Source organism: Nocardia sp. IFM 10818, from assembly GCF_054655275.1.
The window spans coordinates 37,361-52,307 of the sequence record NZ_BAAHJH010000003.1; the positions used below are offsets into that span (position 1 = coordinate 37,361).

At 67.5% G+C, this 14,947-nt stretch carries 21 protein-coding genes and 1 pseudogene; 16 read left to right on the forward strand and 6 right to left on the reverse strand.

Annotation, left to right across the window (positions count from 1 at the left end):
- The first annotated feature begins 1 nt into the window (after window position 1).
- Window positions 2–2,059 (forward strand): hypothetical protein, encoded by a 2,058-nt coding sequence (locus ACYQ5L_RS40145; RefSeq protein ID WP_459963956.1) that lies wholly within the window; start codon window positions 2–4, stop codon window positions 2,057–2,059.
- Between the two features lie 153 nt (window positions 2,060–2,212).
- Here ACYQ5L_RS40145 and ACYQ5L_RS40150 read toward each other — a convergent pair whose 3' ends face one another.
- A complete protein-coding gene (locus ACYQ5L_RS40150) occupies window positions 2,213–2,353 on the reverse strand; it encodes a hypothetical protein (protein WP_459964051.1) in 141 nt (46 codons plus the stop codon).
- Between ACYQ5L_RS40150 and ACYQ5L_RS40155 the strand changes: the two are divergent.
- The 11 genes and pseudogenes from ACYQ5L_RS40155 to ACYQ5L_RS40205 all read left to right on the forward strand — a co-directional run.
- A pseudogene (locus ACYQ5L_RS40155) lies at window positions 2,295–2,534 on the forward strand (conjugal transfer protein); the annotation flags it as partial. The gene ACYQ5L_RS40150 and the pseudogene ACYQ5L_RS40155 overlap by 59 nt on opposite strands.
- A gap of 74 nt (window positions 2,535–2,608) precedes the next feature.
- Entirely contained in the window at window positions 2,609–3,649 is a 1,041-nt protein-coding gene (locus tag ACYQ5L_RS40160; RefSeq protein WP_459963957.1) for a type IV secretory system conjugative DNA transfer family protein, read from the forward strand.
- A complete protein-coding gene (locus ACYQ5L_RS40165; RefSeq protein ID WP_459963958.1) occupies window positions 3,646–4,299 on the forward strand; it encodes a DUF4913 domain-containing protein in 654 nt (217 codons plus the stop codon). Before ACYQ5L_RS40160 ends, ACYQ5L_RS40165 begins: the two co-directional genes overlap by 4 nt.
- 33 nt (window positions 4,300–4,332) lie before the next feature.
- Window positions 4,333–5,265, forward strand: a complete 933-nt coding sequence (locus tag ACYQ5L_RS40170; RefSeq protein ID WP_459963960.1) for a hypothetical protein — start codon at window positions 4,333–4,335, stop codon at window positions 5,263–5,265.
- Window positions 5,198–5,701, forward strand: a complete 504-nt coding sequence (locus ACYQ5L_RS40175; protein ID WP_459963961.1) for a hypothetical protein — start codon at window positions 5,198–5,200, stop codon at window positions 5,699–5,701. The genes ACYQ5L_RS40170 and ACYQ5L_RS40175 overlap by 68 nt, the downstream gene beginning before the upstream one ends.
- Window positions 5,677–6,699 carry a hypothetical protein gene (locus tag ACYQ5L_RS40180; protein WP_459963962.1) on the forward strand — a complete coding sequence of 341 codons (1,023 nt, stop codon included), beginning with the start codon at window positions 5,677–5,679 and terminating at the stop codon, window positions 6,697–6,699. Before ACYQ5L_RS40175 ends, ACYQ5L_RS40180 begins: the two co-directional genes overlap by 25 nt.
- A gap of 21 nt (window positions 6,700–6,720) precedes the next feature.
- On the forward strand, window positions 6,721–7,338 hold the full coding sequence (locus ACYQ5L_RS40185; RefSeq protein ID WP_459963964.1) for a DUF4913 domain-containing protein: 618 nt from the start codon (window positions 6,721–6,723) through the stop codon (window positions 7,336–7,338).
- A gap of 103 nt (window positions 7,339–7,441) precedes the next feature.
- Window positions 7,442–7,663: a hypothetical protein gene (locus ACYQ5L_RS40190; protein ID WP_459963965.1), complete on the forward strand. Its 222-nt coding sequence runs from the start codon at window positions 7,442–7,444 to the stop codon at window positions 7,661–7,663.
- Window positions 7,663–7,833, forward strand: a complete 171-nt coding sequence (locus ACYQ5L_RS40195; RefSeq protein ID WP_459963966.1) for a hypothetical protein — start codon at window positions 7,663–7,665, stop codon at window positions 7,831–7,833. Before ACYQ5L_RS40190 ends, ACYQ5L_RS40195 begins: the two co-directional genes overlap by 1 nt.
- Before the next feature lie 544 nt (window positions 7,834–8,377).
- The gene (locus ACYQ5L_RS40200) at window positions 8,378–8,635 is read left to right on the forward strand and encodes a hypothetical protein (protein ID WP_459963967.1); all 258 of its coding nucleotides are present in this window, start codon (window positions 8,378–8,380) and stop codon (window positions 8,633–8,635) included.
- Window positions 8,632–8,958 carry an alpha/beta fold hydrolase gene (locus ACYQ5L_RS40205; protein WP_459963968.1) on the forward strand — a complete coding sequence of 109 codons (327 nt, stop codon included), beginning with the start codon at window positions 8,632–8,634 and terminating at the stop codon, window positions 8,956–8,958. Before ACYQ5L_RS40200 ends, ACYQ5L_RS40205 begins: the two co-directional genes overlap by 4 nt.
- A 298-nt stretch (window positions 8,959–9,256) precedes the next feature.
- Here ACYQ5L_RS40205 and ACYQ5L_RS40210 read toward each other — a convergent pair whose 3' ends face one another.
- The 3 genes from ACYQ5L_RS40210 to ACYQ5L_RS40220 all read right to left on the reverse strand — a co-directional run bounded on the left by ACYQ5L_RS40210 (window position 9,257) and on the right by ACYQ5L_RS40220 (window position 11,377).
- The gene (locus tag ACYQ5L_RS40210; RefSeq protein WP_459963969.1) at window positions 9,257–9,829 is read right to left on the reverse strand and encodes an ADP-ribosyltransferase; all 573 of its coding nucleotides are present in this window, start codon (window positions 9,827–9,829) and stop codon (window positions 9,257–9,259) included.
- Window positions 9,830–9,891: 62 nt separating this feature from the next.
- Window positions 9,892–11,070 carry a zeta toxin family protein gene (locus tag ACYQ5L_RS40215; RefSeq protein WP_459963970.1) on the reverse strand — a complete coding sequence of 393 codons (1,179 nt, stop codon included), beginning with the start codon at window positions 11,068–11,070 and terminating at the stop codon, window positions 9,892–9,894.
- A 37-nt stretch (window positions 11,071–11,107) separates the two neighbouring features.
- Window positions 11,108–11,377: a hypothetical protein gene (locus ACYQ5L_RS40220; RefSeq protein ID WP_459963971.1), complete on the reverse strand. Its 270-nt coding sequence runs from the start codon at window positions 11,375–11,377 to the stop codon at window positions 11,108–11,110.
- A 202-nt stretch (window positions 11,378–11,579) separates the two neighbouring features.
- On the opposite strand from ACYQ5L_RS40220, the gene ACYQ5L_RS40225 reads away from it, so the two are divergent.
- Window positions 11,580–12,005 carry a toxin-antitoxin system HicB family antitoxin gene (locus ACYQ5L_RS40225; protein WP_459963973.1) on the forward strand — a complete coding sequence of 142 codons (426 nt, stop codon included), beginning with the start codon at window positions 11,580–11,582 and terminating at the stop codon, window positions 12,003–12,005.
- Window positions 12,006–12,035: 30 nt separating this feature from the next.
- Here ACYQ5L_RS40225 and ACYQ5L_RS40230 read toward each other — a convergent pair whose 3' ends face one another.
- Complete coding sequence (locus ACYQ5L_RS40230) at window positions 12,036–12,368, reverse strand: hypothetical protein (protein WP_459963974.1); 333 nt, start codon at window positions 12,366–12,368, stop codon at window positions 12,036–12,038.
- A 75-nt stretch (window positions 12,369–12,443) separates the two neighbouring features.
- Window positions 12,444–12,641 carry a hypothetical protein gene (locus ACYQ5L_RS40235; RefSeq protein ID WP_459963975.1) on the reverse strand — a complete coding sequence of 66 codons (198 nt, stop codon included), beginning with the start codon at window positions 12,639–12,641 and terminating at the stop codon, window positions 12,444–12,446.
- A gap of 275 nt (window positions 12,642–12,916) precedes the next feature.
- Here ACYQ5L_RS40235 and ACYQ5L_RS40240 point away from each other — a divergent pair, with 275 nt between their 5' ends.
- The 3 genes from ACYQ5L_RS40240 (at window position 12,917) to ACYQ5L_RS40250 (ending at window position 14,836) form a co-directional block, all read left to right on the forward strand.
- Entirely contained in the window at window positions 12,917–13,432 is a 516-nt protein-coding gene (locus ACYQ5L_RS40240; protein WP_459963976.1) for a hypothetical protein, read from the forward strand.
- 454 nt (window positions 13,433–13,886) lie between these two features.
- A complete protein-coding gene (locus tag ACYQ5L_RS40245; RefSeq protein ID WP_459963977.1) occupies window positions 13,887–14,393 on the forward strand; it encodes a hypothetical protein in 507 nt (168 codons plus the stop codon).
- A gap of 56 nt (window positions 14,394–14,449) precedes the next feature.
- Window positions 14,450–14,836, forward strand: a complete 387-nt coding sequence (locus ACYQ5L_RS40250; RefSeq protein WP_459963978.1) for a hypothetical protein — start codon at window positions 14,450–14,452, stop codon at window positions 14,834–14,836.
- Window positions 14,837–14,947: the final 111 nt, after the last annotated feature.

The window sequence follows — 14,947 nt, forward strand, 5'->3', positions numbered from 1 at the left end:
CATGGGATTGAGTTATCGGCCGCGCCGCTACTTCGAAGACCGTGTGCGCCGCTCGTGGCAGGCGTCCACGCCAAAAGCACGTCCCGCGTCGCCGGATGCGCTGGCGGTCGGCCGTCGCCGCCGCCGCGCTGAGGCGCGCGAGCGTGAGCAGGCCAAACGCGCTCAGTACAAGGCCGAGTTGGCTGAGCGCGATCCCTCGCGGCGAGATCCCAAGTGGCGTAAGGCATACAAGCTGTCCCATCGCGGCCTGGAGGGAGTGGGCGGCGGCGCGATGGGCGTCATCGACCCGCCTCCGCGGTTCCGGGCGACCACCGTGCAGGCGTGCGGGATGTTCCCGTTCCTGGTCGGCGATACCCATCCGCTGATCGGTACGCCCTTGGGCGACAACATGATTACCGGCGGCACGATGTGCTACGACCCGACGTCGGCGACCTACACCAGCCGATTGCAGGTCACCCCGAGCCTGTTCGTGCTCGGGCTGCCGTCGTTCGGCAAGTCGTCGCTGGCACGCAAGATCGTACTGGGCGACATCACGGCCGGGCGCATCCCCTACATCTTCGCCGACACCAAAGGCGAATACACCAAGCTGGTAGAGGATCTGGGCGGCGTGGTGATTCGGCTGGGCCACGGCCACGGCCATTTGAATCCTCTCGCCGTGGGCGCGCTCGGGTCGATCATGCCGCGCCTGCTGGCTGCTGGGCGACCGGACCTGGCCGCACAGGTCCGCACCGAAGTGCTGGCGCGGCGGCGCCGACTGGTGCAGGGCCTGTGCGAGATCGAACGCGGCGAGGCGTTGGCGCAGCTGGAACGCAACATTCTGGGCCAAGCGCTGCGGATGCTCGATGAGGATCGCGCCTACGGGCCGGACAATCCGCCATTGATCGAGGACTTGTCACGGTTGATCGAGTCCGGACATGAGCAGTTGGTGCGCCGCGCCCGGGCCCGCGACAAGAACGACTACGCCGATACCGTGCGCGGGCTGTTGGCGACCCTGGATGCGCTGCTGGACGGCGACCTGGGCAGTGTGTTCGCCGGACACACCAGCAATCCCGTCGACCTGGCCACCGATGCGCCGGTCGCGGTGTGCGTGGACATCTCGACCCTGTCGGCCAGTGACGAAAAGCTCCTAGCAGCAGTGATGTTCGCCTGCTGGGAGGACGGCTTCGGGGCGGTGGAGGCCGCCCACATGCTCGCTGACGCCGGCCTCGCGCCACAACGAACGTTCCTCACGGTCATCGACGAGTTGTGGCGGGTGCTCAACGCGGGGCCGGGCATGGTGGAGCGGATCAACGCGACCACTCGATTGACCCGCGGTCTGGGTACGGCGCTGATGATGATCACGCACACGGTCAAGGACCTGGAATCGCTGGAGCTGGAAAGCGATATCAAGAAGGCGAAAGGGTTCATCGAACGCGCAGGGGCGGTGATCGTGGGCGCGCTGCCGCGCGATGAGATGGCGGCGCTGGACGCGATCATTCCGTTCACGGCCAACGACCGGGACATGGTGTCGTCCTGGTCGACGCCGGGCATGTACGACCCGGCCACCGGCAGACAGGCTGCCTCGCCTGGGCGCGGAAAGTTCTTGCTGCGCATCGGTACTCAGCGCGCACCAGGGGTGCCCTTTCGCACGGAGTTCACGCCGATCGAGCGGGAACGGGGCTGGCATGACACAGATACACGTTTTTCGGGGTGCGGGCGGCATGAGGTATCAGAAGGTTCCGGCGAGCACCGAACGCCCGATCTATCCGGGCGAATCGAATGTCGGGTTCTACGCGATGGCCGGGTTGCTGGCAGCGTGGGTCGATGCGACCGCGACGGTGTGGGTGTCGTTGTGGCTCGGCGGCGCGCAGGCGGGCAACCCGCTCAGCGTGCTGCTGCGGTGGGCGGTCGGGCGGGTGTCGTGGACGACGGCAGCGACGGTGTGGGCGCTGGTGTTCGTCGCCGCGCAGATGGCGTTGCTGGTGTGGGTGGTGCGGCGCTGGTGGCGGCGGATTCGTGCGCGTGGCGACAGTTCGGCGCGGTTCGACTTCGTCGCGCAGTGGCTGGCCGATTCCGCTGATGTGGCCCCGTTGTCGCGGGAGGCGGGTTTGGCGCAGTCGGCGGAGCTGAGCAGGGTGGCGTGGCCCGGTAATCCGTTGGGGGTGTTGGTGACTCCGCGCGGTACGCCGGGCTATGAGCAGGTCAAGACCGAGCTGGCGCCGGCGAACATGCTCTACAGCGGGTGCGAGGCGTTGACCGTCGACATCTGGGGTCCGCGGCGCGGGAAGACGACCAGCCGGGTGATTCCGGCGATCGTGGAAGCGCCGGGGCCGGTCATGGTGACCTCGAACAAACGCGATGTCGTCGATGCCACGCGCGGGGTGCGGGAGCAGCGGGCCGGAGGAAAGGTTTTCGTGTTCGATCCGCAGCGCATCACCGGCGAAGAGCCACAGTTCTGGTGGGATCCGATATCGGCGATCACCCTCGGTGATCGCGAGAGATGGCCGGATCGGTCGGAGAAGTTGGCGGATATCTTCCTGGCCGCCACGATGCCGCCGGGGTCACGGCCGGATGCGTTCTTCGACCCGGAAGGCCGCGACCTTTGGCACGGTTGTTCCTGGCGGCCGCGGTGTCCGAGCAGCCGATCACGCGCGTCTATGACTGGATCACCGAACCGACCCCACAGCCGCTCAAGGCTCTGCAAGCCAGTGAATTCGGCACGGCGGCAACGGCTTTGTCGAAGTTCATCGGCTATTCGCCGCGGCAGAAGGATGGTTTGTTCGGGACGGCGAAGAAGATGACCAATATCCTCTCGCGCCCGAGTGTGTCCAGGTGGGTGAGCGCGACGACCCAGCGTCCGGAGTTCGATCCGCGGGCTTTCGTCGAGACGCCGTCGACGCTGTATGTGCTGTCGATGGAGGGTGTGGACAGCGCCGGTGCGTTGGCGACGGCGCTGGTGTGGGCGGTCTGTGATGTCGCCGAGCGGTACGGCGAGGCGTGCGGTGGCCGGATGCCGGTGCCGATGGTCGTGCCGCTCGATGAGCTGGCCAATGTGATCAGGTGGCCGGAGTTGCCGGACAAGTACAGCCATTACGGCAGTCGCGGCATCCTCATGCTGGCGATCTTGCAGAACTGGTCGCAAGGGGTCCGGGTGTTCGGGGCCGAAGGAATGGAACAGCTGTGGTCGGCGGCGAGTGTCCAGTACTACGGGGGCGGTGTCCGCGACGACGTGTTCTTGGGCAAGCTCAGCAAGCTGATCGGCCCGCGCTGGGAGATCGCGACCTCGACGAACCAGCAACGGCCGTCGGACTTCATGTCCGTGGCGGGCGGGCAGACCTCGGTGAGCCGCGATTCCCGCGAGCACGACATTTTCCCGCTCGCGCATCTGTCGCAGTTGCCGCGTGGGCGGGTGGTGATGTTGTGGGACGGCAAACCCGCGCTGGTGCGCCCGGTCCCGTACTGGGATCGCCCCTACGCCACCGACATTGAGCGGTCGTTGGCGGTGTATGCGCCCAAGAGTCCGTTCGACAAGCCCGCCGCGCCGGCCCTGGAAGCACCGGCGCGGCGGTGGTGGGCGCGCATGCTGCCGCACCGCTCCCGCGCGGCGCTGCCCGCGCCCGCACCGGTGTCTGTGTCCGGTTCCGTCAAGCGCAAGGACGTATTGCCATGAGCGTCAATGGAGTTAATGGATTCGATAACGACGTGGAGCGGGTGCGCAAGCAGATCGCCGAACTGATGGCGCGGCGGTTCTCCCCGAGCTTGCGCGATGTGGTCAACACGATCGCCGACCGCAAGTTCACGGAGTTGATCAGCACCGCCGACGGCGGGAACCTCGCGCGGGCGCTCGACAAGGAGGCCGGGCGCATCGCCGCCGCCAAGTTCAAGGCACTGCGGGAGGGCAAGGCGGGCCCGGCGGAGAAGCTGGCCTTCGACTCGCTCGAGGCGTTCTTCGTCGACCTGGTGGCGCCGGTGTATGGGTGCGATCTGCATTCGACGACGGTCAAGTGGTGCCCGAGCTGGGCGGAGCATCCGGCGGCGACGGTGCGTCTCGAGGCGATGTGGCGGTCGTTCGAATACCACCGCCTCGAGGGCCAGCCCGGAATCGCCAAGTGGCTGACCGGCACCGCCGATCCGATCATGGCCAAGCTGATGGCCCCCGACGGCCCGTTCGTCTTCTGCGATGCGGTCAAGGGCCATTTCTACAACGGCGACGAAACCGAGGATCTGCCGCATACGCCGTTGCCGCCGGGTTCGCCGTATGCGCGCAAAACCGCTCCGCAACCGGCACCGGTGGGTGGCGGCGGCACTGATGAGAACTAGTTCGGCCAGCTACTCCAGACAGGGAGATGTGCGATGACTACGCCTGCGTTGGAAGATCCGGGCAAGGAACTGGCGGCCGCGCTGCGCACGGCGGTGCTGGCCGCGGCCAAGGTCGGTGAGCTGATATACCGGCGTCGCGAGCTGATGTTGCGGCGCGATTTGACCGGTGCCCGTTCCTCGGCGCGCGATATCGAACGACGTGTCAATGCCGAACGCAAGCTTGCTGGTGATCGGTTGCGGTCGGCGCGCCCGACGATGCGGGCGCTGGGGTCGATCACCCCCGACACCATCGCCGCGGTCTATCAGGATGCGGTGGCCTGGCGTGATCAGCTGCCCGAGGCCAAGGAAGTCGCCGAAGCCATCGAAGCCCATATGCGTGCCTTCGGGCTGGATCCGGCCCAATTGCGGGCGGCGGGACGCGAATTCGCGCGCCGCGTGGAGCCGACGATGCGCCCGGGCCTGGATCTGCGGGTGACCGATACCGATCGTGCGCGCGCGGTCGCCAGCGCGCCGGAGGTGGCCGCGCACGTGGCCGCCGAACAGGCACGGCTGTTGCCTGCCACGCTCGAGGGGTTCGAGGCGGTGGTGGGGCCGGGACGGCGGGCCGAAGTGGTCGCCGAGCTCGACCGGGTCGATGAGATCGCCGCGCGGGCGGTGTATGAGCGTACGCAGGGGTTGACCGGGTCGGAGCAGCTGAGCGCGGCGATGCTGGCCGATTGGCGTGCGGCGGAGGCGACGCGGTGGGCGGCGAACGCGCAGGCCGGGGATCTGGCGTTGTTCGCCGCGCTGGTGCTCGACAGCGGTACCAGCAATGACGACGGCGGCGAGGGTGCCGCCGATTCCCCGTCGTCGCAGATGACCGAGTTGTGGCTGGCGTGGCGGGCGCGGGAGAGCGAGGGTGACGCATCCGGATTTCGCGCAGCTGTCCGGGCTGGCGTTCGCCGCGCAACTCGATCGTGCGCATGAGTTCCTGAAAGATTTCGATCCGGATGGGTACGCGGAATGGCAGCGGATGCGTTCGATCGACCCGCGCCGTGCGGATGTGGCGCTGGTGCGCCGCTACGAACTCGAGCAGGCGACGCAGTGGGCCGCCGAGGTCGGCGATGATTTGTGGAAGCACGGGTTCGCGCGCACCTCGGCGCGGTATCCGGAGGAGAGCCTCGAAGAGATCGCGCGGCGGGTGTGGACGGCGGCGGGCAAGCCCGCGCCGGCGTGGGATCCCGACTCGGCTGCGCCGTCGCTGGATGAGCGGTGGGCCGCGCAGACTCAAGCCGCTACCCGTGTGCTGCAACAGGATCCGGATCTGTGGCGGGATTGGCAGGCGTGGCATGCCGACCCGAACCGTCCGCCGGGGAGACGGCCGCCCGCGATGCGGACATGGTCGCCGATTACCACGAGATGATGGCCGAGACGTGGGCAGAGCAGGCGCGCGAGGCGGGCACATTGCCCGAGTCGGTGCATACCGATACCCCGGATCGGCTGCTGGCCGCGTGGCGTTCGCACACCGCCGGTCAGCCGGGCCTCGGTGCCGAATCCGATGCCGAGCGGGCGGTTCTCGATCGTGCGCAGGTGTGGCTACAGACCCGCGATCCGATGGCGTTCATGGCCTATCAAGCGCATTTGGATGCGGTGCCCGAGGCCGATCGCGCCAGTGCCCGCGCGGAATTGGTGCGCGATTACGAAACCCACGAGGCGCGCCGGTGGGCCGAAGCCTCGGAGGTGTTGGGCCTGGTGCCCGAGGGGACCGCGACGCGGGATCCCGATGACCTGATCGGAATGTGGCGGGCCTACACCGCGGCCCGTGACGAAGACCAGGGTCCGCAGCAATCGGCGTCCCCCGGCGCGGATCGCGGTACGCCGGCCGGGGCGGCGTCGCGAGGCCGGTCGGGACAGAGCAGGGCAGCGCGCGGGGATCGTTCGGCCGCTCCGGCGGGTCCTCCGACGCTGGAAAGCCTCGTGCGTGACCGTGTCCCCGATTGGCTGTTCGGTAAGCCCGCGTGGGGAGGCGCGGAGATCGCGTTTCGCCGGCTTCTGGTGCGCGGTGTCGATCCGGGGGTCCTCGCCGACACGGTCGCGGGTCTGCGTTACGAGAGGGCACATGATCCGGTCGCGTTGACGATATGGGCACTCAAGCGTGCGGCCGGCGGGCATGGTGTCGACCCTGCCGACTTCGACGCGCAACTCGGCGACGACACGGTGGATGACATCGTGTCCGACCGTGGCGGCCAGCGTGGTCCGTCGACCGGGGTGGATTCGGCTGCCACGCGGGCGTGGAAGGTCGCTAATCGCGCGTTCGGCAGCGATCCGACCTCGCCGGTGCAGCCGTCGGCGGGCACGACGCCGGGTTCGGCGGTGCCGCCGATGGGTGCGCCGAACCGTTCACACGACCGGGGCCGGTGACAGCAGGAAGGGCCGATTCTGATGGATGAGCAGCAGATCGACGCGGAGGTTGCCCGTCAGCTCAAGGCATTGCTGGCCAAGACCGCGGCCGAGAAGCTCGCGGCGGCCCTCGACGCGGATCCGGAACTCAAGCAGGCGATCGAGGACCGGGCCGAGCAGACCGCGCAAGCTCAACTTGCGCGGTTGGCCGCTGACGCGGCGCAGCCTCCGGCGCCACCTGCGTTCGATCATGTCGGCGACTGGGTCGAAAACTATCTGGCGTATGTGTATTGGCGCGATGTGGAGGGCATCAACGCTGATCTGCGCTGGTGCGCGGAGTGGGCGAAGCATGCCGAGGCGCTCGAGCGTCTCGAACCGCTGTATCGGCGGTGGCTGGAGCTGTCGGTCACGCCGGAGGGCATGTTGGCGTGGTGGGACATCGCCGATCGCATGATGGGCAAGCTGATGGCCAAGAACGGCCCGTTCATCCGCTGCACCGCGGGAAAAACGGCAAGCACTACGACGGCGAGGACGCGGAGAAGCTGTTCTGCGCACCGGTACCGGAGCAACTGGTGCACGCGTGGACGGCAGCATGAACGCCATCGGCACGGATGCGGCGGGTGCCGTCGGGCACCCGCCGTGGGGAGGGGTCCATCGTGAATGATTCACTACCGCAACGTATTCCACACCTGGGACACCATGCCCGGCAGGCGGAACCGCTGCCGCGTGAGCTGCTGGAGCGGTTCCGGGCAGCGCTGCAACGGTGGCCCGCTTCACCGGATCCGGCGCGTGGGGATGCCACCACGCCCGCGCGGTGACCGAACCGGTGGAGGAGAGTTCGCGCGGTGACTACCTGCGCGTGTCCGCGATGAAAGTGGTCCTGGCGGTCGCGCAGTTCGGGGCGGGGGTGGGCCTGCACGGTCAGCTCGGCCGGATCGCCGCCGCAGCGGCGGATCCGGCGCGGTGCGCGCCTGGGCGACGGTGATGTTGTTCGTGCTGGCCGGGGCCGCCGGCGCGATGACTGCCAGTGTCGGTTTGGGCCGGGCGGCCGAACATCTAGGGGCGCACCGGAGTTGGCATCTGTCTTTGTTGTTGCAGGTCGCTGGACTGTTGGCGCTGGTGGCCGGGCTCACGACCGCGGCCGCGCCGGCGTGAACGCCGTTGTCGCTGGCGCGGACGATGATCGGCGCGAACCGGTGGCCTTAGCGGCGCTGTCCTAGACTCGAGGCCGCCGAAGATGGTGTGCCGGGAGGAGATTCGAATTGAGGTGGGGTGCCCGGACGGGGCTGCTCGCGGTGCTGGCCGTCGGGGCGGCCGCGGGGATCGTGGCCGTGCCGGTGGCGCAGGCGGAAGCCTCCGGGTGCCGGGAGGTGAGGATTCCGGTGGAAATCGACGGTGCCACAGGCGATATCGCCGGCACGCTCTGCGTGCCGCCCAGCGCTACCCGGGTCCAGGTGCTGATTCCGGGCTGGCTCAACAATCGCGGATATTGGAACCTGGCCTACGGTAGCGGCGAGTACTCCTACGTTCGAGAGATGAACCGGCGGGGCGAGGCGACGTTGGCCGTCGATCGGCTCGGCACCGGCAGCTCATGGCATCCGCCCAGCTCGATGGTGACCTATGCCGCGCATGTGCGCGCTATCGGGCAGGTCGTCGACGCGCTGCGCGAGGGCACGCTGATGCCGGGGCGCGCTCGGTCGTGCTGGTGGGGCACAGCTACGGGTCGCGCGTGGCCTACGGTGTCGCCTCGGTCTCCGAGGGTGTGGATGCGGTGGTGGCGACCAGTTTGCGCCAGAACTGGATCTCGTATGTGACGCTCACGGCGTCACCGGTCACGACGGCACCGGCTGCGCAGGACCCGCGATTCGCTGACATGGGGCTCGATCCCGGCTATGTCACGACGCGGCCTGGCCGCGCCGATTCGGGTTTCAATGAGGCCAACACCGATCCGGGGTGATCTCCGCGGCCGCGGAGCTCCGCGATGTCGGTTCGGTGCTCGAGGCCCCGACTGCGCGCGATGCGCTGGCCACGCAGTCGGCGGGGGTCAATGTCCCGGTCCTGATCGTGCTCGGCTCCGCGGACCTGCTCACCTGCGGTCCGGGCGAGATCGAATGCCGTTCAGCGGATGGGGTCGCCGAGGCCGAACGCGGATTGTTCGGCCCGCGGGCGAGTGTGCGGGCGGTGTTGGTGCCCGGCAGCGGCCACGCTCTCAATCTCGAGCGCACGCACACGCTGGCGTGGACGGCGATCTCGGATTTCCTCACCGAGTTGCCCCGCTGACCGGTCGCGGTGCCGAAGTCGCTGCGCGCGGGTGGGCATCACGTCCGACGGGCGTGCCGATATCCGCCGGATGCGGAGGAACAGGATCGGTTGATTCCTCGCAGTGGACGTTTGTCTATGACGCTGCGTGCCAATCTGCGCGGCCGGTGGGCTATTTGTCGCGGGGCCGGCAGCCGCCGGGGTGGGGCGCGGGGGAGCTTGCGGCCCAGAAGTTCCTCGGCTTGGCGGCGGCGCTCGGCTGCCTGTTCGGGGGTCCGTTTCACCCGCACGGGGCTCAGCGTGTCTTGCGTCAATGCGCTCACGAGTCGCCCTCCATCACTAGTGCCTGAATGCGCCATATCCTACTCCCCGCGGGGTTCTTGGCGATGTTGACGATCAGGTAGTGGCGGCTGTCAATGAGCAGCACCTCACGTTCGGCGGGGACTTCCGCGAGCTCTCCGAGCCGCAGCGCGGGGGTTCCGGCGGGCAATATCAGTTCGAGGACGATCGGGTCGATGTGGCGCAGGTCGCGGGGTGGATCCAGCAATCCGCTGGTGGACCAGAAGGCGGGCTCGATGAATTCCTCGTCGAGCAACGCGTATGCCGATGCCTCGTCGGTGATGCCGTAGAGCGCGGCGTCCACTTCCCGGCTGACGCGCACAGCTGTAGGGATCGGATACTTGGCCAGCCCGGATCGGATGAGCGCGATCCGCGCCGCCACGGCGGGCGTCATCGGGGTGTGGCCGCGCATCGCCTTGTTGATCAGCTCGAACCCGTTGTTCGCGTACGCCTGAATGGTGCCTTTCTCGGCGTCGGTCAACAGATCGAGGTTTTGCCCGGCCAATACCGTATCGGCGAGCGGGATATCACCGAACCCGGAATCGTCTGCCACCCCCCCCGGGATTGTTCCGCATCGCTACTACGACCCGTGCGCGGGCATTCCAGATCTTTTCCTCAGCGATCTCGGGTCGGCGAGTGCCCTGGCCCGGGGGTATCGGGTGCCGGTTGTGAAGGGTCGAGGGTCTGCGAAAGGTAGTTCGATGATTGCGCCGATCCGCCGAAGGCATAGCCTGCGATCCGGGCTGCGCGTTCAGCAGCGGTTTCGGCCGTGACGCCCTCGGGCTGGCTGTGCGAGTCTCGTTCCAGATCGCCGGGAATGCCCTCCACGACCGGGTCTGACTTGCCGGGGCCTGAGCTGGGCGCGTTCGCCTCGTGCGGGGTGGCGGCGGCGGATGCTGCCAGCAGTGCAATGGCTTGGCTGTCGACCATGGTGAGCCGTGCGGAGAATTCTGGGCGCACGTCGGCGCGCAGCACACTGTCGTTGCCGCTGTCGACGGCGGTGCGCAGCTTGTTCTGGACGGTGAGGAAGTCGGTGATCTCCGTACTCGTCCAGGGGCGCTGGCGTTCGGTCTCGATCGCCGTGCGGGTCGCGGGAGGCGATTCCCATCGTCCCCGGTTATCGAGGGTATTGCGGTAGCGGGGTACGTCTTCGCCGCGCCGGAACACCGCGACCTGATCGGTGAGCGCGTCGGCATCGATGCGGTCGGCGAGGGCGAGGATGCCGCGGTAGGACTCGTCGGCGTTGGCTTGCACCGTGAGGCGGCCGCGGCCGCCGTCTGCGACCTGCTCGTAGTAGCGGTTGAGGATGCCTTGGTTGCTCAGGGCCTGTGAGACGCCGAGCACCATGGCTTCCACCCGGAATCCGGCGGCGCGGTATTCACCCATCGTGTGCGCGACCGCGTCGGCGTTCTGCGAGGTCTCCTGAATGATGGCGTTGATCTTGTTGTCTCGGGCGTACTGGTGGGCTTTGGCCATCCATGCGCGCCCGTCGGCGCGGGTGTAGGCGGCCATGAGGGTGTCGTCGCGGGCGAGCAGCTCGTCGTATTGGGGGTGGTAGGGCTTGTAGAGATCGCTGTCGATGTCGACGAATCCGCCGCGGGTGTTGAGTATCTCGGCCAGCATCGCGCCGACGCGGCTTTTGCCCGCGCCGGGCTGTCCGGTCAGGAACACCACGGTCGGGCGCTGGTGGGAGGTGCGGCCGGCGAGCAGCTGCGGCACGATCCGTTGCCGGAAAATGCGCTCGTTCTCGGCGTCGGACAGCCGATACCGTTCGGCCTCGTCGGGACTGGTCACTGGGTGATTCCCGCGCGCACCTGCTGCACCAGATCGGTCATCTGCCGCGGGTGGCGGCGATCTGGTCGTGGTCGGTGGGGTCGAGTTGTTCACGCACGCGCGCCAGGCGCTGCTGGGCGCTGAGCGCGTCGGCGATGGCCGCGGGGTCGGGGGATTCCGCGGTTTCGAGCGCGGCGAGTAGTGCGGAGTAGGCGCCCACGGCCTTGTTCACGGCTTCGATGGCCGCCTCGTAGGCCACCGATTCCTCGCTGGACCACGAGAATCCGCGCATCTGATCGAGTACGGACCGATTCTGCTCTTCGAGCATCGGTGATGCCTCCTTCTGCTGATGGTGCGACCCAAACAAGTAGTGCCGCTGGATGTTTCGCTGACAAACCTACCGTGACGTGCCGCATGGTTCGCAGGTCCGCCGCGTGCGGCCGGATGCGGTGGTGCCCAGTGCCGGGTCGTCGCTTGCGGTTGTGCAGCACATCAGCAGTATGACACCAAATTGGTGTTATCGTGCAACCATGGCTGACAAAACTTTCACCCTGCGGTTACCAGGGGAACTCCACGCGGAACTGAGCGCAGTAGCCGAACGCGATCACATCAGCTTGAACACGGCGGTCATTCACGCGGTCAGGCAATTCGTCGAGAACCACGGCGTAGCCGCGGCCGAGGATGCCGGGCCCGGTTCGCCGGTCAAGGTGGTGTGGCGTCGTGATCGAACTCGATTCGACGACGGGGAGCCCGATATTCCGATGCCGGCGCACGCGGTGGAGATCGGGCGCGCTCTCGGCCACATCAGTTACGTGCTGGCCAATCTGATCGGGAACACGAAGATGCGCCCGACCGTCAGCGAATCATGTAGCGAGGCGGCAGAGTATGTGACCAAGGTGGCCCGTTACCTCGATAGCGACGCGCCGCGGCCGTCCCTGCCACGACCGCAGGCATGAGCGCCCGCGCACAAGCGAGGCATGGCGGAATCAGCTGGTCGGTCCGTCAGGTTCGATGGGCTCGACGGTGATCTCGGTGCCGCGCAGTGCGATCACGGCCCTCGCGTCAGCGTGAGTGACCAACAGGCGCAGCAGCTGCCCCAGCTTCTGCTTCGCGAGGTCTTGGGTGTCGAATTCTCCGAAGTGGTTGCGGTCTGGACTGACTCGGCCGTCGCTGCCGGATGGGTAGGTCATGTAGGCGGTCACGGTGAACCGGTCCGGCGACCGCGGATCGCTCTTGGGCAGTTTCGTTGTCGCCAGTTCGGCGATGAGGCCGGCACGCACGAACCGGCCGCCCATGGTTTCCAGCCACAGTCTCGACATCCCCGCATTGTGGCCGACCCCACGACGATTTTTCCCGTCTTCGTCGTCAGGCACTGGCGACGGGGGCATGGATGGTCAGTATCCGAGGATGTCACGCCATTCGTCCGCGGCGGTCTTACGGCGCCCCATCCGGTGCTCCCACTCCTGCAATTGGGCCCGGTCACGCTCTTCGGCGCGGGCGATACGTCGCGCGACCACCGGGAGCCGACAGACGGCAAGGGAGAGAACGAAAACACCGACGAACAGGGACACCACGGCGAATATCAGAGCCATGCTCGTACGCTACTTCGGGGAATCCATGCGCGTCCCCCGTTACGGCGTCCGGGCGGAGCGACGGCAAGATCGCGAGCCTTAACCCGCTGGTAGTTGGTCCCAATTGACACCCCGCTGCCCCACGGTCTGTATTGCGTCACACCCTTTGTCGGTGTGCTGGCTGATGATGGTGGCGGCGGCATCGCATTCGTATTCCTTTGGCCGCCATAGGGATACAGGGTGCTGTTCACCGGCAGGGCCTGGCCTGATGCCACGATCGATGTGAGGGGGTTCTAATGACCGCCACCGACCGCCCGGCCCGGCAAGGCCAACCGTGGACCGCCGAGGACTACGCGTTGCTGTTCGATGCGCTCGCGCGTGGTCTCGACGATGATGATGTCGCCGATTTCTGTGATCGCACACCTACCGGTGTCCGGGCGCGGGCGCGGTGGCTGCTGGATGAGGCGTATGCGGACAAGTCGGCGCTGCGGGCGTTGCGCAAGATGGCGACCGCGCCGGATTTCGAGTGGGAGGCATTCGTCCGGGAGGCGCATCATCGGCATGGGCTGCCGCTGTGGGACGGGGCCGCCGATGAGGTCCTGATCGCAGGGTGGTCGGCGGCGCGGCCGCCGGCCATGGCCGAGCTGACCGAGCTGTTGGGCGCCGATGAACGCGATATCGCTCGTCGGTGTATCCGGTTGCGGCTGGCCGAGCATTGCGGCGAGGTCGTCGACCATTTCGGTGCTGCGGCCGGGGAGAGCTGGAGGTCTTGGCGCGGCTGGCACGGTCGGCGGCACCGGTCGGTGTCCTGACAGTGACCGCCGTCGATGGGACCGTGATGCACCAGTCGCTGCATCCGAGCCTGCGTACCGCGCTTGCCGTGCTTCCGGGGCTGAGGTTTGCCGACGGGGTCGAACCGGCGGTGTGGACGGCCGCTCTGCGGGCTGTCGGGGAGGGCCACACTCGCCGCCTGCGTACCGGTGTGTGGGGTGAGTGGCCCGAGGACCTCGACCCCAGCGCGGACCTTTCCGCATCGGCTCAGCCGGTGCGGAAAGGTCCGCGCCGCTTCTCGGACGTGATTAGGCCACGACCGAACAGACTTCGGGGCATCGGCTGCCCGTGCTCGTATTCGGCACTACGCTTCGGCGTGACTTGGTGAGTGAGCGGACGGAATGCGGTGGTACACAGCATGATCGACCAGGGCAAGCATCCCTATGCCGGTGAGATGCCCTCGAGGAGATCGTCGACCTGCTGGGCAAGTTCGGCATGATCGTCCAGCTCGACAAGGCCGCCGATCGAGAGATGCAGACGGTGCAGATGTGGGCGGCGCTGATGGGGAAGGTGCAAGCCCGGCTCATCACCGCCGAAACCGCCTACCGCGAGTCCGGGGCCGCCCCGCGCGAGATGAACGAGGCGGCGCTGATGGCCTTCGTCGGCCTCGACTGCCGCAGCCAGGTCGACGAGCTTGCCTACCTGCATTGGCAGGCCCTGCGGTTGGCCGGTGCTCTGCAAACCCTGGACTTCCCCGGTCCGATTCCTCGTGCCGGGGACATCGGATCCGGGGACAGCCTCATGCGCACGGTCCGGCTCGTGGCCGCGGCGTTGCAGGCGATGCTGCACGCCGCCGCGACCGCGGTGAACGTCGACCGGGAAGACGGCGCCAGTGCCGAATCCGGGCACCTGCTCACGCGGGCGATGGACGCCCTCGAACAAGCGGCCACCGACATTCCGTTGCACCGCGCCACCGGCGACCTGATGCGCATGGTCGACTGAGAGCCACAGGTCCCCTGTGTTCGGATACATCGTCATCGACTCCGAGGAGCACACCGATGCTGGACTCTGCTGCTGAATCCGCCAGTACCGCACCGGCAGTGATGCGGTACCTGCTCTTTATTCCGGTGCCCTCGCTGCCCGAGGACGATTGTGACGATTTGGCGTTGCAGGTCGTCGTGCATGGACCGGTCGTACCTCGAGCGGGTGAGCGGATCGAATTCGACGGCCCCAAAGGCCGTGCCCTGGCGTTGACGGTCTCGGAGGTGGAGCACGTCTTTTCGTGTGAGCAGGCGCAGTCGCGGGTGGTCGTTACCGCAGAACTGGAGGACACGTCGGTCCAGTACGGCGTCGCCCGGGAGCTGCTGGATCTGGCGACGTGGAAGCGATGGGTGGACCACTTCCCGATGCTGGAGTTGCCGGAGCACCTGCACCGTTGCTTGTGAGAAGACCTACGCGCAGCTGAACGCCGCGACTGCGAGGCAGGGCGCGGGGTGGGTGTGGACGCTCGCGCCCTCGATCGCCGGGCGTATTGCCCTCATCACTGGGTCCGGTTC